This window comes from Flavobacterium eburneipallidum (assembly GCF_027111355.2).
GTDB lineage: Bacteria > Bacteroidota > Bacteroidia > Flavobacteriales > Flavobacteriaceae > Flavobacterium > Flavobacterium eburneipallidum.
This window is the reverse complement of record NZ_CP114291.2, coordinates 3,155,989-3,176,280: the sequence shown is the minus strand read 5'-3', so window position 1 is coordinate 3,176,280 and position 20,292 is coordinate 3,155,989. Positions and strand designations below refer to the sequence as shown.

General features: G+C 32.2%; 20 protein-coding genes. All 20 read left to right on the top strand.

Annotated elements, in window-relative coordinates:
* Positions 1-174: 174 nt before the first annotated feature.
* The 20 genes from OZP15_RS13425 to OZP15_RS13330 all read left to right on the top strand — a co-directional run bounded on the left by OZP15_RS13425 (position 175) and on the right by OZP15_RS13330 (position 20,291).
* Positions 175-1,044, top strand: coding sequence for an ABC transporter permease (locus tag OZP15_RS13425; RefSeq protein ID WP_269225953.1), 870 nt, complete (start codon positions 175-177; stop codon positions 1,042-1,044).
* Positions 1,045-1,171: 127 nt separating this feature from the next.
* Positions 1,172-2,062, top strand: a complete 891-nt coding sequence (locus tag OZP15_RS13420; RefSeq protein ID WP_281336373.1) for an FkbM family methyltransferase — start codon at positions 1,172-1,174, stop codon at positions 2,060-2,062.
* 122 nt (positions 2,063-2,184) lie between these two features.
* Positions 2,185-3,033, top strand: coding sequence for a glycosyltransferase family 2 protein (locus OZP15_RS13415; RefSeq protein WP_269225950.1), 849 nt, complete (start codon positions 2,185-2,187; stop codon positions 3,031-3,033).
* Between the two features lie 189 nt (positions 3,034-3,222).
* Entirely contained in the window at positions 3,223-4,518 is a 1,296-nt protein-coding gene (locus OZP15_RS13410; protein WP_281336372.1) for an ABC transporter ATP-binding protein, read from the top strand.
* 24 nt (positions 4,519-4,542) lie between these two features.
* Positions 4,543-5,226 carry an FkbM family methyltransferase gene (locus OZP15_RS13405; RefSeq protein WP_269225949.1) on the top strand — a complete coding sequence of 228 codons (684 nt, stop codon included), beginning with the start codon at positions 4,543-4,545 and terminating at the stop codon, positions 5,224-5,226.
* A 10-nt stretch (positions 5,227-5,236) separates the two neighbouring features.
* Positions 5,237-5,902, top strand: coding sequence for a CatB-related O-acetyltransferase (locus OZP15_RS13400; RefSeq protein WP_281336371.1), 666 nt, complete (start codon positions 5,237-5,239; stop codon positions 5,900-5,902).
* Positions 5,899-6,777 (top strand): alpha-1,2-fucosyltransferase, encoded by an 879-nt coding sequence (locus OZP15_RS13395; protein WP_281336370.1) that lies wholly within the window; start codon positions 5,899-5,901, stop codon positions 6,775-6,777. Before OZP15_RS13400 ends, OZP15_RS13395 begins: the two co-directional genes overlap by 4 nt.
* Positions 6,762-7,799 (top strand): glycosyltransferase family 2 protein, encoded by a 1,038-nt coding sequence (locus tag OZP15_RS13390; protein ID WP_281336369.1) that lies wholly within the window; start codon positions 6,762-6,764, stop codon positions 7,797-7,799. The genes OZP15_RS13395 and OZP15_RS13390 overlap by 16 nt, the downstream gene beginning before the upstream one ends.
* Entirely contained in the window at positions 7,796-8,635 is an 840-nt protein-coding gene (locus tag OZP15_RS13385) for a glycosyltransferase family 2 protein (protein ID WP_281336368.1), read from the top strand. Before OZP15_RS13390 ends, OZP15_RS13385 begins: the two co-directional genes overlap by 4 nt.
* An 88-nt stretch (positions 8,636-8,723) precedes the next feature.
* Positions 8,724-9,647, top strand: a complete 924-nt coding sequence (locus tag OZP15_RS13380) for a hypothetical protein (RefSeq protein ID WP_269225943.1) — start codon at positions 8,724-8,726, stop codon at positions 9,645-9,647.
* On the top strand, positions 9,644-10,639 hold the full coding sequence (locus OZP15_RS13375) for an STELLO glycosyltransferase family protein (RefSeq protein ID WP_269225942.1): 996 nt from the start codon (positions 9,644-9,646) through the stop codon (positions 10,637-10,639). Before OZP15_RS13380 ends, OZP15_RS13375 begins: the two co-directional genes overlap by 4 nt.
* Position 10,640: 1 nt before the next feature.
* Positions 10,641-11,585: a glycosyltransferase family 2 protein gene (locus OZP15_RS13370; protein WP_281336367.1), complete on the top strand. Its 945-nt coding sequence runs from the start codon at positions 10,641-10,643 to the stop codon at positions 11,583-11,585.
* A 35-nt stretch (positions 11,586-11,620) separates the two neighbouring features.
* Complete coding sequence (locus tag OZP15_RS13365; protein WP_281336366.1) at positions 11,621-12,835, top strand: glycosyltransferase family protein; 1,215 nt, start codon at positions 11,621-11,623, stop codon at positions 12,833-12,835.
* Between the two features lie 21 nt (positions 12,836-12,856).
* A complete protein-coding gene (locus OZP15_RS13360) occupies positions 12,857-13,774 on the top strand; it encodes a glycosyltransferase family 2 protein (protein WP_269225936.1) in 918 nt (305 codons plus the stop codon).
* Positions 13,775-13,799: 25 nt separating this feature from the next.
* A complete protein-coding gene (locus OZP15_RS13355; protein WP_269225935.1) occupies positions 13,800-14,474 on the top strand; it encodes an acylneuraminate cytidylyltransferase family protein in 675 nt (224 codons plus the stop codon).
* A 28-nt stretch (positions 14,475-14,502) separates the two neighbouring features.
* Entirely contained in the window at positions 14,503-15,543 is a 1,041-nt protein-coding gene (neuB, locus tag OZP15_RS13350) for an N-acetylneuraminate synthase (protein ID WP_281336365.1), read from the top strand.
* Between the two features lies 1 nt (position 15,544).
* Positions 15,545-16,666 carry a UDP-N-acetylglucosamine 2-epimerase gene (gene neuC, locus OZP15_RS13345; RefSeq protein ID WP_281336364.1) on the top strand — a complete coding sequence of 374 codons (1,122 nt, stop codon included), beginning with the start codon at positions 15,545-15,547 and terminating at the stop codon, positions 16,664-16,666.
* Positions 16,667-18,058 (top strand): hypothetical protein, encoded by a 1,392-nt coding sequence (locus OZP15_RS13340; protein ID WP_269225933.1) that lies wholly within the window; start codon positions 16,667-16,669, stop codon positions 18,056-18,058.
* Positions 18,049-19,134, top strand: a complete 1,086-nt coding sequence (locus OZP15_RS13335) for a glycosyltransferase family 4 protein (protein WP_281336363.1) — start codon at positions 18,049-18,051, stop codon at positions 19,132-19,134. Before OZP15_RS13340 ends, OZP15_RS13335 begins: the two co-directional genes overlap by 10 nt.
* On the top strand, positions 19,131-20,291 hold the full coding sequence (locus tag OZP15_RS13330) for a glycosyltransferase family 4 protein (protein WP_281336362.1): 1,161 nt from the start codon (positions 19,131-19,133) through the stop codon (positions 20,289-20,291). The genes OZP15_RS13335 and OZP15_RS13330 overlap by 4 nt, the downstream gene beginning before the upstream one ends.
* Position 20,292: the final 1 nt, after the last annotated feature.

Below are 20,292 nucleotides of genomic sequence, written 5' to 3'. Positions count from 1 at the left end.
GGTAAACAATTAGTTATTTAAATTAAAGGTTGAAAAATAAATAGAATAAAAATCTAATTTTTTTAACCTTAATTTGTTGATTAAATTTAGATTTGTTTTCTGTAAAATCAATTGGTTTTGCGGTTTTTTATAATCTTTAAATTGCTATATTTGTCCAAGGACTAATGAATCCAAATGAATAAAACTGAAAATACTCCTGCTGGCTGGTTGTTTGAAATAACACCAAAAAACAAATTTTTTTCCCTTAATCTTGCTGAAGTATGGCAATACCGTGATTTGCTATTTCTTTTTGTAAAAAGAGACGTGATTACAGTATATAAACAAACAATTTTAGGACCACTTTGGTATTTGATTCAACCTTTGTTTACCTCTGTAACTTTTACTATTATTTTTAATAATGTCGCTGGAATTAATACAGGAACTGTGCCTCCGTTTTTATTTAATTTGGCAGGGATAACGGTTTGGAATTACTTTACTGCTTGTTTAAATGGTACTTCCGATACATTTAAAGCCAATGCAGGAATTTTTGGAAAAGTCTATTTTCCTAGGATAATCACACCATTATCGGTAGTAATTTCTAATTTGATAAAATTTGGCATTCAATTTTTTATATTCATAGCTTTTTATGTTTTTTATTATTGTCAAGGAGCAGCATTGAGTTTGAATAGTTCACTTTTATTTTTTCCTATTTTGATAGCTCTTATGGGCGTTTTAGGATTAGGGTTAGGAATGCTAATATCCTCTATGGTAACTAAATACCGAGATTTTAGTTATCTTATAGCTTTCGGAATTCAATTGCTGATGTATCTTTCGGCAGTAATGTATCCAATGGAATTAATCCAGCAAAAACTTCCTAATTATGGTTGGCTGGTACAGTACAATCCCTTGGCTTATTTGATAGAAACCACACGTTATATGTTGTTGAATGTAGGACAAATTTCTGTTTGGGGGCTTTGCTATACTCTTGGAATAACGTTTTTCATTTTTTTGACAGGAGTTTTGGTTTTTAATAGAACAGAGAAAAGTTTTATTGATACGGTTTAAGTGGTTGTAAGTAAGTAGTTAGTGTTAATTGTGGCAATTAATTGTTTAGCAAAGAAAAAAATGACAATGGTAATTAATTTACAATGTAAAGATTCAGATTTTCTATTTCTAAACTTCAAAAAAATATATGATAAACAAGCAAATTCATAAAGTTGTAAAAAGACTGGGATATAAGATTACCAATATTTCCAAGAAGGAAAAAGAGGTGAGTGATTTGGTGAATAGTTTTGCGGTACAGAATGATGTCAATAATTTGGTTTTAAATTCGTCAGCTCATTTGTTTGAAATCAAAAAACAATTTCCAGAACTAGCATTAGAACACCACAAAGATGGGGTTTTAGCAAGTTTTAATGGTTTGCAGTTGTACTTAGAGAGCCCAGAAGAGTTTTTTATAATTAAGGAAGTATTTCTTGAAAAAGATTATAACCTCTTGTTTGATAGCAATGTGGTTGTTTTTGATATTGGGATGAACATTGGAATTAGTTCCTTGTTTTTTGCCTTAAATGAAAAAGTGTCTAAAATATATTCTTTCGAACCAGTCGTGTCAACCTATAATCAAGCGGTTTATAATTTAGAACTCAATGCTGGTTATTCTAATAAAATTGAGGCTTTCAATTTTGGACTTGGTGGCTCAACTAGGACTGAAAAGGTATTGTATAATCCGCAAGCCAAAGGCAATTGTGGTATTCGATTAGATAAGAGTCATGTTATCGATAAAGAAAATTCTAAAGAAATTGAAATAAACATCAAAAATATTGGTGATGTGCTTCCTGATTTAGTAGCAAAGCATTCTGGAAATAAACTGGTTTTAAAAATTGATTGTGAAGGCGCTGAATATGAAATTTTGCAAAAAATGAGTGAAATCAATTTGTTAAATGATATAGATGTATTGTTGATAGAATGGCATGATAAAGGGGCTAAAATATTAGAAGATATTTTGAAAGCCAATAGTTTTTGGGTCGTTTCTAGACATCTGACCTCTATTTCGGGAATGATTTATGCTTTTAAAAATAAATAGTTTTTTTAAGCCATAATTAGCCGATAAATACCAACCAATTACTTTAACAGATTCTTCAAAGAAAAAGATATATTTCATTTTCAGTAAAACCAAATAAAATAATTATTCGCAATAGAATGTTAATGCCTAAAGTATCTATCGTTGTTCCCTGTTACAATCAAGCCCAATATTTGGATGAAGCATTGGCTTCTGTTGAACAGCAAACACACACCAATTGGGAGTGCATCATCATAAACGATGGTAGTCCTGACAATACCGAAGAAGTAGCCAAAAAATGGATAAACAAAGACTCTCGTTTTACTTATGTTTACCAAAAAAATGCTGGAGTGAGTAGTGCCAGAAACTTGGGAATTCAAAAAGCCGAATCCGACTATATTCTTACTTTAGATGCTGATGATAAGTACGAAGCTTCTTTTCTTGAAAAAGCAATATTTGTTCTAGTCAATAATCCAGAAATTGGAATAGTAAGCAGTTGGGGGCGATATTTTACTTCAGAAAAACAAATGCATCTCTATAAATCAACAGGGAAGACAATTATTGATTTTCTGTTTCACAATGCTGCTATTGGGACTTCATTGTTCCGTAAAAAATGTTGGCAAGAAGTAGGAGGATACGATGAAAACCCTGAAAATGGTTATGAAGATTGGGAATTTTATCTCAGAGTCTGTGCCTTGGGTTGGAAAGTGCATATTATTGAAGAAGTTTTGTTTTTTTATAGGCAAAATATTAGCTCCAGAAGTGCAGTAATGAACCAAAAGCACAACGAAACGCAAAAATACATTTACCTCAAGAATAAGGAGATTTATTATGCGCATTATGAAGTCTTAATAGACCAATTTTTAAAAGCCTCTAATTTAGAGAAAGCAGAAATTAATAAATTCAGAAACACGATTGATTATAAATTAGGATCAGCAATTTTGAAACCATTACGAATCGTGAAATGGTTTTTCTTAAAACTTTTTAAAAAATGATTAGAATTGTTGATGGTGAATGTTTAGTTGGAAACAAAAACTTATTTTTGATTGGCATAAAACTTTATTAATCAAAAAGCCCGCTAAATTTTTTAAATACAGATGTTTTTCAATATCAATCTTTAATAGTAAACCTTTAAAATTTAACTTTTTCAACAATTTTGTATCTCTAAACTTTAGCCTCGTATTTTGAAAGACATTATATTAAAAGCCGAAAATATTTCCAAACAATACCGCCTCGGACAGGTGGGGACAGGTACTTTGAGTCACGATTTGAACCGTTGGTGGCACGAAATACGAGGTAAGGAAAATCCGTATCTAAAAATAGGCGACACTAACGATCGCAGTACTAAAGGCGAAAGCGACTATGTTTGGGCGCTGCAAGATATTAATTTTGAGGTAGAACGTGGTGAAGTTTTAGGCATTATTGGAAAAAATGGAGCAGGAAAATCAACCTTGCTAAAAATTCTTTCTAAAGTTACCGCACCCACTACTGGTAGTATTAAGTGTTGGGGACGAATTGCATCTTTATTGGAAGTAGGTACAGGATTTAATGGTGAAATGACAGGAAGGGAAAATATCTTTCTTAATGGAGCCATTCTAGGAATGACCAAGAAGGAAATTGCCTCAAAACTTGATGAAATTATAGAATTTTCGGGTTGCGAACGTTATATAGATACACCAGTAAAACGATACAGTAGCGGAATGACTGTACGATTGGCTTTTGCGGTAGCGGCATTTTTAGAGCCAGAGATTTTAGTCATTGATGAGGTTCTTGCTGTGGGCGATGCTGAATTTCAGAAAAAAGCTATTGGCAAAATGCAGGATATTTCCAAACAAGGGGGTAGGACGGTGCTCTTTGTGAGCCATAATATGGCGGCTATTAAACAACTTTGTACAAGAGGTATAGTTTTAGAAAATGGAAAGGTTAAATATGATGGTAATGTTGATAAGGCAATAGAAACTTATTCTGAAACGAATTATTCGAAGATTAGCCAAATTAAATTTGATCATAATACCAATAGGTCAGGGAATGGTAAGATGGAATTTTTGTCGCTTGAATTTTTAAATCAAAATAATAAAAGTGTTCAGGAATTTTCTATTGGCGATGATTTGAATATTGCTTTTAAAATAAAGAATAATTCCGATGAAACTAGGTCAGAAATAGGGATTCAAATTAAATCATCGGATGATATGCCAATTTTTCATATTATGCCAAGAGATTCTAATTATGAATTTATTCACACTAATACAGAAGAGCAATATGTGGTTTCAATAAAAGATATTAGATTGTTTCCAGGTAGTTATAGTGTTACTATAATAAGTTGTAATACTACTGGACATGAAATATATGATATGATTAATAATGCTTTACATTTTGATGTTTTAGATGGAGGGAAATATACAATAAGACCATTGCCAAGAACAGCGGGATTGTTTTTTCTTAATCCTGAATGGAAAAAAGTAAGCGATTTAATTAATTGATTTTTAATAACATAAATTTTTATAATGATTAATAAATTTAAAAAAATAGTAAAAAAACTAATTGGTTATAAAGGCAAAAGACCACCAATGTCAGTTGAAGGAAAAATTCAATTCGATAGAATACAACCTTGGTTTAGGGATCGTGGTGACACAACATTAAGAATGAATTATGACTTAAATCAAGAGTCAGTAGTATTTGATTTAGGTGGTTATGACGGAAAGTATTCTTCAGATATTTTTTGTAAATACAATCCATATATTTATATTTTCGAACCAGTTAAATCATTTTGTGAGATAATTGATAATAAGTTTTCCAACAACGACAAGGTAAAAACTTATAATTTTGGTTTAGGAAGTAAAAATGAACAATTGAAAATTAATTTGAGTGATAATTCATCTTCAGTATATATCAAATCAGATAAGACAGAAATTATTGAATTAAAATCGATTGTTGAATTTATTCAGAAAGAAGGAATTAGTCGTGTTGATTTAGTTAAAATTAATATAGAGGGAGGAGAGTATGAAGTTTTAGAAGCTTTAATTGATAATAACTTAATTTCAATTTTTAGAAATATTCAAGTGCAATTTCATGATTTTATAGTAGAAAATGCAAGAGAAAGGATGGAAAATATTCAAGCTAAACTTTTAAAAACACATAAAGTAACTTATCAATATGAATTTGTTTGGGAAAATTGGGAACTAAAATAAATTTTCTATCATGTTTGAAATTAAGAAGCTAATAACCAAAATTAATAATAAATTATTTAGAAAGAAAAAAACTACTGACAGAGTTGAATCAGATGTCATTTTGGGTAAAAACTGCACAATTAGTAGCAGCAATTTTGGAAAGTATAATAAGGTTAGTGATGATTCCTATCTATATAAGACAACTTATGGTGATTATACTTATAGTGCACAAAGAGTTACAATTATGAATGCTAGTATTGGTAAGTTTTGTTGTATTGCTCAAGGAGTTAGCATAGGTTTAGGAAAACATCCTTTGACAAATTTTGTTTCAACACATCCTGCTTTTTATTCCCTTAACAAGCAATGTGGTTTTACTTTTAGTGATGCTCAATATTATGATGAAATGGGGGTTGTTACTATTGGCAATGATGTCTGGATTGGTGCAGATTCTATTATTTTGGACGACGTTGTGATTGGAAATGGAGCTGTAATCGCAGCAAATTCAGTAGTAACAAAAGATGTTCCTGCTTATGCAATTGTAGGTGGAACTCCTGCAAAAATAATTAAATACCGTTTTTCTGAAGAAGAAATTGTTTTTCTTGAAAATTTAAAATGGTGGGATAAAGATTCTTCTTGGTTGCAAGACAATTTTATGGTAATGCATAATATAGAATCTTTAAAGAATAAATTTAAATGATACTAATTCAATTACAAGGAGGTTTAGGAAATCAAATGTTTCAGTACGCATTTGCAAAGATTCTAGCTGAAAGTAATAAAGATTTAGTTGTAGTAGAAAATAGTTTTTTTGATGAAAAAGAGAAAAGAGAAGGATTTACACCAAGAAAATTTGAACTCGGTATTTTTAACAATCATTATCTAGAGGCTACTAATTTAGATATTCAATTTTTTAATCATTTGTCTTTAGTGAACAGGATTAAAAGGAAATTGGGTTTAAATTATCCTAAAAGATACAACGAGCCTTCGTTTGGGTTTCAAGCACATGCTTTAACAATAAAATCTCCTGTATATTTGAAAGGATATTTCCAGAGTTATAAATATTTTTTGGGCTATGAAGATTTAATTAGAACTTTTTTTTCTTTTCCCACAAATAAGTTAGATAGTAGGAATAAAGAATTGCTTTCTACATTCAAAAATCAAAATACAATTGCCATTCATATCAGAAGAGGTGACTATGTAACAGATAAACTTACCCAGCAATTTCACGGAAATTGTAGTTTAGAATATTATTACGGAGCCATCACAGAATTGCAAACAAAGAACAAAGATTTTACACTGGTTTTCTTCTCGGACGATAGTGATTGGGTCAAAGAGCAATTTGGAGATTTACCTTATTCAAAAATCTTTGTTGATCATAATAAAAATGAAGATAGTTGGAAAGATATGTTCTTGATGAGTTCTTGCCAGCACAATATAATTGCCAATAGTTCCTTTAGTTGGTGGGCAGCTTGGCTGAACACTAATCCTGAAAAGGTAGTAGTGGCACCAAAAGAATGGTTTGCAACAAATAAAAAAACAAATGATTTAATACCATCGGAATGGATTCGATTGTAAATAGTATGCCCAAAATAACCGTTTTAATGCCCGTGTATAATTGTGAATTATACATCAGAGAAGCTGTAGATAGTATTTTGAATCAAACCTTTACTGATTTTGAGTTCCTTATAATCGATGATGCCTCGGCCGACAAAACAGTTGAGCTAATTAAAACATATAGCGACGAAAGAATAAAACTAGTAGTAAAGCCATCAAATACAGGTTATACCAACAGTTTGAATTACGGGGTGCAAGTAGCAAAAGGGGAGTATATTGCCAGAATGGATGGCGACGATATTAGTTTACCAGAACGTTTTGCCAAGCAAGTAGCTTTTTTAGATGCCAATCCTGATGTCATTTTGTGCGGATCTTGGTTTAGTAAAATAGATTCTGGAGCTATTATAAAAGTTCCTGAAAATTACGATAGTATAAAATTAGCTTTGTTGAAAGGGAACTGTATGGCTCACCCTTCTGTGATGATGAGGAAGCAAGTTTTAGACGAGCTTTCCATTCCTTATGATGTTTCAAAAGAACCTGCTGAAGATTATGATTTGTGGGTTCGTTTGGTAGGTATTGGTAGGATTTATAACCTTCAAGAGGTATTGTTAAATTATAGAGAGCACCATACCCAAGTTTCACAAAAAAGAAGACATCAGCAAATAGCATCAGCTTTATCGTCAAGGTTTCTAATGCTACAGAATTTAAAGTATTCTTTTGCGAATGATGAAATTGATTTATTGAAGAAAATAATTGGAGGAAGTTTGAATATTACTATAACTGAAATAGAAGAATTTATTATTTTAAAACAAAAGATGATTTTAGCCAATTCAAATCATTTTTTTGAAACCAAAGGATTTGATGAATATTTGAAAGATTTGCAAAAACAAAGTTTTAAAAATTATTTTGTTCATAGAGAACGTTTTTTCCCGTCAATGTATTTTCAATATTTTGCTCGCAGAAATAAATTGGATTTCAAATTGCATTTTATAGATGAATTGAAGTTGATGGTAAAATCAATTATTTTTTATAAAAAGAAATGAAAAATTTAGTCTCTGTAATTGTTCCCTGCTACAATCAAGCCCAGTATTTAGACGAAGCTTTGCAATCTATATTAAGTCAAACTTATAGTAATTGGGAATGTATTATTGTCAATGATGGAAGCCCAGATCATACCCAAGCTGTAGCTCGGGAATGGGTGGCAAAAGATGCTCGTTTTAAATACCTTTTCAAAGAAAATGGAGGATTGAGCAGTGCCAGAAATGCTGGGATTTCAGAAGCTAAAGGCGAATTTATTTTAACATTGGATGCCGATGATAAATATGAAACTACATTTATAGAAAAAGCGTTGAATGTTATAGAAAACAATCCTGATGTTGGTGTTGTGAGTAGTTGGGTTTTACGATTTCAAGGAGATAAAGAAATTTGCGTAATCAAACCTAAAGGAGCAATTCTAGAAAATTTTTTATTTGCTAATGCAGCAAATGGGACGTCACTTTTTAGAAAAAAATGTTGGGAAGAAGTTGGAGGCTATGATGAAAATATGAAAAATGGATATGAAGATTGGGAATTTTACATAAGAGTTTGCCAATTAGGATGGACTGTCCATATTATAGAAGAAGTTTTGTTTTTTTATAGACAACATCCCATTTCAATGCGAACAGTTGCCCAGAAAAGTTATAATGCAGAAATTAAAAAGTATATTTTTCGCAAACATGAACTTTTGTATAAAGAGCATTATGATACTTTGATAGAAAATTTTATGTATGAAATTGATGTTGAAAAAAAAGAGAGAGTCAAAATTTATACCAAAATTGATTTTAGGATAGGAGCAGCAATTCTTAAACCATTTCGAATTATAAAGTCACTTTTTAGATAAATGAATCTTATAGTAAGCATCATTTAGAGACTATTAAACAAAAAAGCATCTGTTGTTTCAGGATGTAATTAAAACAAAAATATTTAAAATGAGTGAAGTAGTTCTAATAATTATTTATAATCATAAGTACGATAAAAATATTGAAATTTTAGAGCAAATTTATAAAGATCGATTTAGCAATATTTATCATTTGATTCCCTTTTACACAGGAGAAAAAAAGAATGTAATTCCAGTTTATGAAAGCTCTTATAATTTTCAAGGATATGTTTCACAGGGATTTAAAACCTACTTCAAAGAAGAATATAAACATTATTTTTTTGTTGCAGATGATTTGATTTTAAACCCCATAATAAATGAAACGAACTACTCGCAACATCTCCATTTAAAATCAAAAACTTCTTTTGTGCCAGAAACTATTGGTTTGCATGAGCGTGGAGAATTCTGGACACATGTTGTAAAAGCCTTCAATTGGAATGTTAATCTCCCGGGCGTAGAAGCAAAAAACGAGTTGCCAGATTATGCAACCGCATTGCAATTGTTTTCAAATTTTGGATTAGAAATCAAACCATTGACTTATCTTCAACTATATAAAAAACAAGAATTTCCGGGTTTAGCTAAAATTAAAAAATTTCAGTCGTATTATTCATGGAAAAAAACGTTGATTGAAAACAAGAATAAAGAATTTCATTTATCCTATCCTCTTATTAGTTCTTATTCCGATGTTTTTGTTATAAGTGCTGATTCTATAAAGCAATTCATTCATTACTGTGGTGTTTTTGCATCCACAGGATTATTTGTTGAGATTGCCATACCGACTGCAATTGTTTTGTCAGCCGACGAAATTGTTATTGAAAAAGATTTAGAATTAAAGGGTGGCGCACTCTGGACACCAGAACAGTGCGAAATATTAGACAAATATGATAGGAAATTAGAACTGCTTTTAAATGATTTTCCTGAAAAACTTCTTTACCTTCATCCTATTAAATTATCCAAATGGAACACAGCATTATGAAAACAGATATTGTAATAACATCAATTTTTAATCCAACAGAAGCTGTTATTAAATTTTCAAAATTAAACGATTACCGCTTAATTGTTGTTGGAGATAAAAAAACTCCCGAAGATTGGAGTTACGAAAATGTCGATTATATTTCTGTTTCACAACAAGATAAGTTGAATTTTAAATTGGCTAAAGTGCTGCCTTACAATCATTATTGCAGAAAAATGTTGGGTTATTTGAAGGCCATGCAAAATGGAGCCAATTATATTATAGATACAGATGATGATAATATTCCAAAAACTAATTGGAGTTTTCCTGATTTTGAAGCGCAATATGATTGCATTACTAGAGATGAAGGATTTGTCAATATATACCAACTTTTTACAAAACAAAAAATTTGGCCAAGAGGCTTACCATTAAAATTGATTAACACTCAATTTGAACTTGAAAAAAGTATCGAAGTAAAAAAATGTAATGTTGGAATTTGGCAAGGTTTAGCCGATGAAGATCCCGATGTAGATGCTATATATCGGTTAACCAATGATGAACCATGTTATTTTGAAGAACGTGAACCAGTTGTTTGTAGTCAAGGTGTAATTAGTCCGTTTAACACCCAAAACACTATAATTAGAAAAGAGTTATTTGTTTTAATGTATTTGCCAACCTATGTTACTTTTAGGTTTACGGATATTTTAAGAGGATTAGTGGCACAGCCTATAATGTGGTTATACGGGTATCAATTGGGTTTTATTAATGCCACTGTTGTTCAAAAAAGGAATCCACACGATTATATGAAAGATTTTATTTCTGAAATCCCAATGTATGAATATTGCGAGAAAGTAATGGAGTTGGTCTCCAATTCTATTTCAAAATCAGAAAGCATTGAAACTAATCTTTACAACGCCTATAAAGCATTGTTGAAAGAAGGAATAATTTGTGAATTGGAAATGAAAATGGTTGAAACTTGGTTGCAGGACATTAAAAGCATAAACAAAAAAAAGTAAAATGATTTCTCCCAAAGTAACCATTATTATGGCGACCTATAATCGGGCGCATTTTATTGTAGAAACACTTTTGTCCATTCAAAAGCAAACTTTTTTGGATTGGGAATGCTTGATTATTGATGATGGAGGAACAGACAACACCAAGGAATTAATTTTCGAAATTTTAAAACAAGACAAACGATTCCAGTTTTTGCAGCGACCTGAATCTTATGGCAAAGGATTACCAGGTTGTCGCAATTATGGATTAGATTTAGCCAAAGGCGAATACATCATTTTTTTTGATGACGATGATATTCCACATCCACAAAATTTGGAATGTTGTGTAGCCGAATTGGCAAAAAATGATATATGGTTTTGTAGGTACATTCGTGAGGTTTTTGTAGAGGATTTTGATTATAAATTCGATTATTCCAAAGATTATACTTCTTTTTACATCGATAAAAAAGATATTCAGAGAATGTTGAATAATGAACTTCAGTTCAATTCTTGTGCGGTGATGTGGAAGAAAGAATGTTTCCAATCAAATCGATATGTAGAAACCTTGATGTATGCCGAAGAATGGGAATTGTATTCTCGAATAGTGTCTTCAGGATTCAACGGAATATCGATCAACAAGACCTTGTTTTATGGCAGAAAACATCCCCAATCAAATACAGGAGAGTTTTATAGAAATAACCCAATTCGAAGAGCTTCTTATGTCGAAGCCATAATTTTGGTAGTAAAAAATCTAAAAGAAAAGCAGCTATTGACTTATTCACTCAAACGTTATTTTATGGCTTTTTCTATGGAGTTTGAGGAATATAATTTATTTGAAACCCTTTTGAATGTCTTGGATTTGCCTACATTTGAAAAGCTGAAATGGAAAGTGTTTTATGCAGTATTGCCTTTGCGATTGAAACTTTATCGATATAGAAAAACATTCAAAAAAAAAGCAGTAAGCTGTTAATCATTCCAATCTTTTAATTACAACAATAAATAAAAATGAAGTTTTTAATAATAGAACAAGATTTAAGGGTTTGGGGAACGAGTCAAGGAATTATTTCCCGTTCTTTTTTGGCAAAATTAAGAATCGCATATCCAGAATCTGTTATAGATGTTGTTTATTTTAAGCAAGATGCCAGCGATGATCGACTGGACTTGTTACCGATTGACTCCATAGAAACTCATGTTTTAAAAATTAAAACACCTTTTTTTACAAAATGGTTTAATAAAATTTATTGGAGATTGTTTCATGTTTCATTGGCCAGAAACCATATTCACAAAGTGTATCGAGCCTGTATTGCCAAAGTGGACTATCAGGGTTATGATCATATTTTTATTCGAAGTGCTGGCATACATCATGAAACGATTTTGGGTTGTAAAGATTTGCCTATTTTAAAAAAAGCCATCGTCAATTTTCACGATCCTTATCCCTTGTTTTGGTATCCAGGTTCCAATATACCATTGACTAATTTGGGACTTTTTCAGCTAAAAGAGATGTTTCAAGTGGTTAATCAAGCTAAAAGTTGTATGAGTTCGGCGAGTTTGATGGCGGAAGATTTACAGACTTTATACGGCTGTAGAAAGAAATTTTACAATTTGCCTCATCAATATGTCGAGAGTGTTTTTGATTTGACTGATGTGAGTACTGTTTTGAAAAAAAACAAAAAAGTATTAATATCTTATCACGGTGCCATCCAGTTTGGCAGGGATGTGGAGATTCTTTTGGATGCTTACAAAGAGTTAGTAAAAAGTAATATTGTTTATAAAGAAAATACCGAATTTGTTTTAAGACTCAAGGGAGCTGATGCCAAAAAATTGTCCAAAAAATATTCAGATGTACCCAATATTGTGTCTTTGGAAATGACTAGTTTTTCTAACTCCTGTCACGAACAAATGATTGAAGCTGATATTAATATCATTTTAGAAAACGGCCCTTTGTACTGCAATATCTTGGTAGGAAAGGCACCTTTTTTAGCAGCTGTACAAAAACCAATATTGTCCATTTCTCCCGAAAGAAGCGAAATGAGAAGGATAATCACAGATTCTCAATACATTGCTAGTTGTACAGATCAGGAAGAAATCAAACAAAAACTAGAGCATTTAATTCTAAATAGATTGAATTCTGACCAAGCTGTGTATCCTTTTGGAAATTACTTTTCGGATGAAAATTTCAAGATTATGTTGGATAAAATATTAATCGATTCAAAATCATAAAGAATAGATATTTAATTTAAAATGACAGAAAATCAAAAACATACATTTTCTATTCTCATTACCACTAAAAATAGATTAACAGATTTGGTAATTACTCTAGAAAAAATTCAATATTTATTAAATAGAGAAGATGTAGTCTGTCTAATTTGTGACGATGGTTCAACTGATGGGACTGCCCTGTATTTGCAAACAAATTGTCCTGAAATTCATTTGATTCAAAATTCCAAAAGTTATGGTCTCATTTATAGCAGGAATCGATTATTAAGTATGGTAACTACCGATTTTGCGATTTCTCTTGATGACGATTTACATTTTATTACACAAAATCCATTAGAATTAATCCAAGATTTTTTTAAGTATAATCAAGATGCTGCGGTTTTAAGTTTTAGAATTTTTTGGAATAAAAATGAACCCACAACTATCGAAACTTCTGAAAAATCAGTGCTGATGCAAAGTTATGCTGGAGGCGCACACGCTTTTCGTATGAAAGCTTGGAGCGAAATTCCTAATTATCCTGATTGGTTTATCTTTTATGGTGAAGAGAATTTTGCTTCCTATCAATTGTTTAAGAAAAATTGGAGGATTTATTATCTACCCGAAGTTTTAGTCAATCATAGAGTAGATGTAAAGGCACGCAAAAATAACGACGATTATACCATTCGATTAAGGCGAGCTTTACGTTCGGGTTGGTATTTATTTTTCTTATTTTATCCCCTAAAAACCATTCCAAGGAAAATGGCTTATTCACTTTGGATCCAGTTTAAACAAAAAGTATTCAAGGGGGATTTTAAAGCATTGAAAGCAATTGTTTTGGCTTTGTTTGATTTGCTTTGGAATATGCCAAGAATCTTAAAAAACGCCAATAGATTAACGCCAATAGAATATAATAAATACAACCAATTGGCAGAAACAAAAATTTATTGGCAACCCGAAAAATAAGTATTTTACCATCAGCAGAAATGATATGAAAAATATAGTCATTATTCCAGTCCGTGGCGGCTCCAAACGTTTTCCAGAGAAGAATATTCAGCAATTGGGAGAGTTTCCTTTGCTGGTTCATTCGATACAATATGCTAAAAATAATACAGCTATTGTTGACGAAATTTATGTTTCGACGGATGATATGAAAATTAAAGAAATGGCTTTGCAATATGGAGCAAAAGTAATCGATAGACCTGAAAGTTTATCTGGCGATTTTGAACCCACAGTCTCTGCTTTAAAACACGTTTTAGAATCGATTGAAACGACGTTTGAAAATGTAATTTTATTACAGGCTACTAATCCTCTGCGTCCAGAAAATTTGTTAAAAGAAGCTTTTGAAGTTTTTAAAAATGGAAACTACAATAGTTTGTTTACCGTATCCAGAAATCATCAAAAATTGGGCAAAATTTCAGAAAATAAATTCCATCCTTTTAATTACACTATTGGTCAACGTAGTCAGGATTTAGATCCCTTGTTTTTTGAAAACGGATTGTTGTATATAACCAAGGCATCATTGATTTTAGATAATATAATTATTTCAGAAAACGGGTATCCTTTCGAAGTAAATCATATTTTTGCTAATGTAGATATTGATACCCAAGATGATTTGGAATATGCCCAGTATTTATTTAATAAATTCATAATTCATAATTCATAATTCATAATTCATAATTCATAATTTTACTATGAATCCATATATAGAAATTTCAGGAAGAAAAATAGGATTTGATTATCCACCATTAGTCATTGCCGAAATCGGAATTAATCACGAAGGCTCGTTGCAAGTGGCCAAAGAAATGGTAGATGCAGCACATCGTGCAGGTGTTGAGGTAGTCAAACACCAAACCCATATTGTGGAAGACGAAATGAGCGGAGCTGCTAAAAAAGTAATTCCAGGTAATGCCGATGTCTCTATTTATGAAATTATGGAACGCTGTTCGCTCAACGAAACAGACGAATTAGAATTGAAAAACTATGTTGAAAGCAAAGGAATGCTATTTATTTCGACACCTTTCTCACGTGCTGCTGCCGAAAGATTGAAGAAATTTGATATTCCAGCTTACAAAATTGGTTCAGGCGAATGCAATAATTACCCTTTGTTAGAACATATTGCTTCTTTTGGAAAGCCTGTTATTTTGAGTACAGGAATGAATACCATTGAAAGTATTACTAAAGCAGTCGCTATTTTTGATAAACATGAAATTCCTGTTGCCTTATTACACACTACTAATTTATATCCCACACCGATTCATTTGGTACGTTTTGGAGCTATGACAGAAATGCACGATGCTTTTCCTGATAAAGTTTTCGGATTATCGGATCACACCTTGAACAATAATGCTTGTTTAGGAGCGGTTGCTTTGGGAGCGAGTATTTTGGAACGCCATTTTACAGATACCATGCAGCGAACTGGGCCTGATATAGTGTGTAGTATGGATGAAAAAACTACTGAAGAATTAATCAAAAGTTCGAATGAAATTTGGCAAATGCGTGGCGGAACCAAAGAACCGGCCAAAGAAGAACAAGTAACCATTGATTTTGCCTTTGCGACTGTTTGTACTATTGCTTCAATCAAAAAAGGGGAACAATTCACTAAAGCGAATATTTGGGTAAAACGTCCTGGAACGGGAAAAATTTTAGCAGAACATTTTAATGATTTGATTGGAAAAATGGCGACAAGAAATATTGCTAATGATGAACAATTAGATTTTTCAGATTTTGAATAAAATGAAAAAAATCCTATTCCTAACCGGAACCCGAGCTGATTTTGGTAAAATAAAATCCTTGATTCAAATTCTTGAAGAAAAACAAGGGTTTGAAGTTTTTGTGTTTGTAACTGGTATGCACTTGCAAAAAGAGTACGGTTATACGTTGATAGAAATTGAAAGATGTAATTTCAAAAACTTACATACTTTTGAAAATCACACCCACGAAACCACTATGGATTTGACTTTAGCAAAAACCATCGAAGGACTTTCGGCTTTCGTTAAAAACATAAATCCAGATTTAATTGTCGTTCATGGTGATCGAGTAGAAACCTTGGCAGGAGCTATTGTGGGTTCGTTGAATAATATTTTGGTTGCGCATATCGAGGGAGGTGAAGTTTCAGGAACTGTTGATGAATTGATTCGTCATAGCGTGAGCAAGTTGAGTCACATTCATTTTGTTTCTAATGAAGAAGCTTCCAAGAGATTGATGCAAATGGGAGAAATACAATCGTCTATTTTTACCATCGGTTCGCCCGATATTGACATAATGTTTTCAGATAAATTACCCCATTTAGAAAAGGTTAAGCAGTATTATGAAATTCTATTTGATAATTACGCTATCGTTATGTTTCATCCGGTTACTACCGAAGCCAATGAGATGCAGCAATATGCTACCAATTTCACAGCTGCTTTGCTAGAAGATAATCATAATTATGTGGTGATTTATCCCAACAATGATTTAGGCAGTCAATACATTATTGAAAGTTACAAAGAATTAAAAGGAAATTCTCGATTCCGAATTTTTCCGTCCTTGCGATTTGAATATTTCTTGACCTTATTGCAACATAGTCAGTTTATTATAGGTAATAGTAGTGCTGGAATTAGAGAAGCACCCTATTATGGAATTCCAATCATAAACATTGGTACACGTCAACAAAATAGAGCCATTCATGCTGATATTATTAATGTAGATTATACTACGGAAAGTATTGCTAACGCTTTGCAAATTATAGATACTCATAAAGTAACCAAAACCGAATCTGATTTTGGACAAGGAAATAGTGCCCAACTTTTTTTAGAATCTATAGAAAATGCAGCTATTTGGGATGTTAATCATCAAAAACAATTTAGGGATATTTAAATGAAAAAACTAGGAATAGTAATAACAGACGGAGTTGGTTTTAGGAATTTTATTTTGAGTGATTTCTTGTCCGAAGCCGAGAAGCAATTTGATGAGGTGATACTATTGTCGTGCTTGCCTGCATTTGTTTACGATGGATATCTACAAAAATCAAAGGTTATAGAGTTGGCTGTTTTTCAAGAAAAATTTCCAACTTGGTTTTTTAGAAAAGCCAAAGAATTAGCACATCTGCAATTGCATAAGAAAAACAACTATGGGATCACGGATAATTTAAACACCAATAAGACAAATTCGAAAACACCCAGAGGCTATGCCACCCGATTCTTATTTAGATGGACTGCCCTGTTTCATTCTGAAAATTCAATTCAAAGCTATAATAAGTTACAACAGCAATCTTTTAAAAATAATTCGATTGTAAAAGAATATGCTAGTATTTTTGAAAGAGAAAAATTTGATATTTTGTTTTTTACGCATCAACGTCCGCCATTTATTGCACCATTGGTATATCAAGCAGAACAATTGAATATAAAAACAGTTTCATTCATTTTTAGTTGGGATAACTTGGCTTCCAAAGGTAGAATGGCTGCCAATTTTGATGCTTATTTAGTTTGGAGTGATTTGATGAAAAAGGAATTATTACATTTTTATAAAAAAGTATTGCCCGAGAATGTGATGGTGGTTGGAACGCCACAGTTTGAACCTTATGTTTTAGAAAGATACGCTGGTTCCAAAAATGATTTTTACAACCAATTTGATTTGGATTCATCCAAAAAAACGATTTGTTTCAGTTGTGGCGACATAGCAACTAGTAGAAATGATGAATTGTATATCACTACAATTGCCGAAGCCATTCAAGAAAATAAGATTCAAAATGTAAATTTCATTGTGCGTACCTCGCCGGCAGAAGACCCGATTCGATTCGAGAGTTTTGTTGCAAAGTACCCTTTTATAAAATGGAATTATCCCAAATGGCACTTGGCACGAAAAGGACATCAGGAAGAATGGTCGCAAAGAATTCCATCGAAAGAAGACATAAAAGATTTGAGAAGCCTATTAGAATATTCCGATTTGAATGTGAATATGCTTTCTACCATGAGTTTAGATTTTATGCTGTTTGACAAGCCTGTAATCAATACTGTTTTTGGAAATAGACAAAACGGACTTTATGATGACCAACGATTTTTAGACTATCCACACATTAAAAATGTTGTTGAAAGTAAAGCAACCCAAATTGTGAAAAACGAACAAGAATTGATCACAGCAATCAATCATTATTTAGCTTTTCCTTATGCCGATAGTCAAAAAAGACAATCATTGGTTGCTATGCAAGTAAGTAAATCTTTGAGCAAAACAGGAGAAAGAATAGTCCAAACACTATTGAAATGGAGCTAAATAATAAAATAATAGCCGTTCTCTGTAATTACGAACTTTTGCCCGAAAGAGTTGGCGGGATGGATTATTTTTTTTGGCAATTTGATAAAAAGTGCAAAGAAAATAATATCCAAGTCGATTGGTTTTTTCCCAATGCAGCCACACACGGCAATTATCCCGATTTGACTATTTATTCGAGTGCAACACAAAACGTAGAAACTAATTTTCTGAACTTTTACAAAGAAAATAAAATAGCCTATTCGCACATTGTCAGTCATTTTTTAGAGTTGTGCACGCCTTTTTTTAAAGCCACAAAACAATTGACCCAAGCTAAAATTGTAGCCGTAGATCACAATCCAAGGCCTTTGAACGGTTATCCTTTCGGAAAAAAAATTAAGAAAAAAATCAAAGGTTTTTTGTATTCCAAATACATAGATGAATTTTTAGGCGTTTCAAACTATACGGCTAGCGAATTAGTAAAAGATTTTGGTTTTCAAATAAAAAGTAAAATTAAGGTCATTCATAACGGAATCCTTCTGGAAGATATTCAAGTAAGAACATCCAACAGCCAAAACAAACCGAGTTTTTTAACTGCGTCTCATTTGCGTGAATCCAAAGGAATTCAAGACCTGATTCAAGCTGTTTTTTTATTGCCCAAAACCATAAAAGAAGAAATAGTTATCGATATTTACGGTGATGGTCCTTACAAAAAACAATTGGAAGAGCAAGTGGTTCGTTTGGGAGTAGAGAAAATTTTTCAGTTTATGGGAAGCAGTTCCAATCTGAAATCAATTTATTGTAAGTATGATTATTTGATTCATCCTTCTTATGAAGAAACTTTTTGTTACACGGTAGTCGAAGCTCTGGCAGCCAATACAAAAGTACTAACTACCAATGAAGGAGGAAATGTATTAAGAATTATTACTCATTTAGAGAATGGTTTTCTGTTTGATGTACAGAATGTAAAGCAGTTATCTTTTTTAATTGCCGAAATCTGGACAGGTAATTTAAAAATTACCAAAAAAACTAGAGAGGATATTGAGAAGCGTTTTTCTTTAGAGAAAATGGTCAACCAGCATATACAATTATTATCATGAAAATTGCCTTTTTAACTCCCGAATATCCGCATCCTATAACAGGAAGTTCTGGCGGAATTGGTACAAGTATCAAGAACTTGGCTATCGGACTTTTGGCAGAAGGTTGTTCGGTTAGAGTATTGGTCTATGGTCAAAAAGAAGAAAGTGATTTCGAAGATAATGGTATTTTTGTTCAACGAATCAAGAATGTCAAATTCAAAGGGTTGTCGTGGTTTTTTACTCGAAAAAAACTAGAAAATATTATTAATCAATTGTATGCTAACCAAGAAATTGATTTGGTCGAAGCTCCCGATTGGACAGGGATTACTTCTTTTATTCAGCCTAAAAAATGCCCAATAGTTATCAGGTTGAACGGTTCGGATACTTATTTTTGTCATTTGGATAATCGCCCTGTGAAGTGGAAAAATAAATTTCACGAAAAAAGAGCACTACAAAACGCTGACGCTTTATTATCCGTAAGTCAATTTACTGCCGATTTGACCAATCAAGTTTTTGGATTGCAAAAGCATTTTACGATAATTCCCAATTCGATTGATACCAGTCTTTTTTTAAACGATTCTGGCTCCCCTCTCCTTTGGGGAGGGGTTGGGGGTGAGGTTATTTTATATTTCGGAAGTCTAATCCGTAAAAAAGGTTTGTTAGAATTACCTTTGATATTCAATGCAGTAATTCAAAAAAAATCCAACGTACAACTCTTCTTGATTGGTAAAGATGTGCCTGATGTGATTTCGGGAAATTCCTCCACTTGGGCAATGATGCAAGAACTGTTCACGGATGAAGCGTTGCAAAACGTAAGTTATTTAGGAAGTGTTCCGTATCAAGAGATAAAAGCGCATATAAAAATGGCTGGAGTTTGTGTTTTTCCTACATTTGCCGAAGCCTTGCCCGTTTCCTGGATTGAAGCCATGGCGATGCAAAAGTCAATTGTAGCTTCCAATATTGGCTGGGCGACCGAAGTAATTGAAAACGGGAAAGAAGGTTTTTTGGTATATCCTAAAGATCATGGGAAGTATGCAAATCGAATTTTGGAATTGCTAGAAAATCAAAAAATGCAAGACGATTTTGGTGTAGCGGCCCGAAAAAAAGTAGTAGAAAAATTCAGTATGAAAGTAGTGGCACAACAAAGTTTGTCCTTTTATAAGAAAGTAATTCAATAAA

Coding starts and splice junctions, on each gene's coding strand:
- OZP15_RS13425 (WP_269225953.1), top strand. CDS start 175: ATGAATAAAACTGAAAATACTCCTGCTGGCTGGTTGTTTGAAATAACA.
- OZP15_RS13420 (WP_281336373.1), top strand. CDS start 1,172: ATGATAAACAAGCAAATTCATAAAGTTGTAAAAAGACTGGGATATAAG.
- OZP15_RS13415 (WP_269225950.1), top strand. CDS start 2,185: ATGCCTAAAGTATCTATCGTTGTTCCCTGTTACAATCAAGCCCAATAT.
- OZP15_RS13405 (WP_269225949.1), top strand. CDS start 4,543: ATGATTAATAAATTTAAAAAAATAGTAAAAAAACTAATTGGTTATAAA.
- OZP15_RS13400 (WP_281336371.1), top strand. CDS start 5,237: ATGTTTGAAATTAAGAAGCTAATAACCAAAATTAATAATAAATTATTT.
- OZP15_RS13395 (WP_281336370.1), top strand. CDS start 5,899: ATGATACTAATTCAATTACAAGGAGGTTTAGGAAATCAAATGTTTCAG.
- OZP15_RS13390 (WP_281336369.1), top strand. CDS start 6,762: ATGGATTCGATTGTAAATAGTATGCCCAAAATAACCGTTTTAATGCCC.
- OZP15_RS13385 (WP_281336368.1), top strand. CDS start 7,796: ATGAAAAATTTAGTCTCTGTAATTGTTCCCTGCTACAATCAAGCCCAG.
- OZP15_RS13380 (WP_269225943.1), top strand. CDS start 8,724: ATGAGTGAAGTAGTTCTAATAATTATTTATAATCATAAGTACGATAAA.
- OZP15_RS13375 (WP_269225942.1), top strand. CDS start 9,644: ATGAAAACAGATATTGTAATAACATCAATTTTTAATCCAACAGAAGCT.
- OZP15_RS13370 (WP_281336367.1), top strand. CDS start 10,641: ATGATTTCTCCCAAAGTAACCATTATTATGGCGACCTATAATCGGGCG.
- OZP15_RS13365 (WP_281336366.1), top strand. CDS start 11,621: ATGAAGTTTTTAATAATAGAACAAGATTTAAGGGTTTGGGGAACGAGT.
- OZP15_RS13360 (WP_269225936.1), top strand. CDS start 12,857: ATGACAGAAAATCAAAAACATACATTTTCTATTCTCATTACCACTAAA.
- OZP15_RS13355 (WP_269225935.1), top strand. CDS start 13,800: ATGAAAAATATAGTCATTATTCCAGTCCGTGGCGGCTCCAAACGTTTT.
- neuB (WP_281336365.1), top strand. CDS start 14,503: ATGAATCCATATATAGAAATTTCAGGAAGAAAAATAGGATTTGATTAT.
- neuC (WP_281336364.1), top strand. CDS start 15,545: ATGAAAAAAATCCTATTCCTAACCGGAACCCGAGCTGATTTTGGTAAA.
- OZP15_RS13340 (WP_269225933.1), top strand. CDS start 16,667: ATGAAAAAACTAGGAATAGTAATAACAGACGGAGTTGGTTTTAGGAAT.
- OZP15_RS13335 (WP_281336363.1), top strand. CDS start 18,049: ATGGAGCTAAATAATAAAATAATAGCCGTTCTCTGTAATTACGAACTT.
- OZP15_RS13330 (WP_281336362.1), top strand. CDS start 19,131: ATGAAAATTGCCTTTTTAACTCCCGAATATCCGCATCCTATAACAGGA.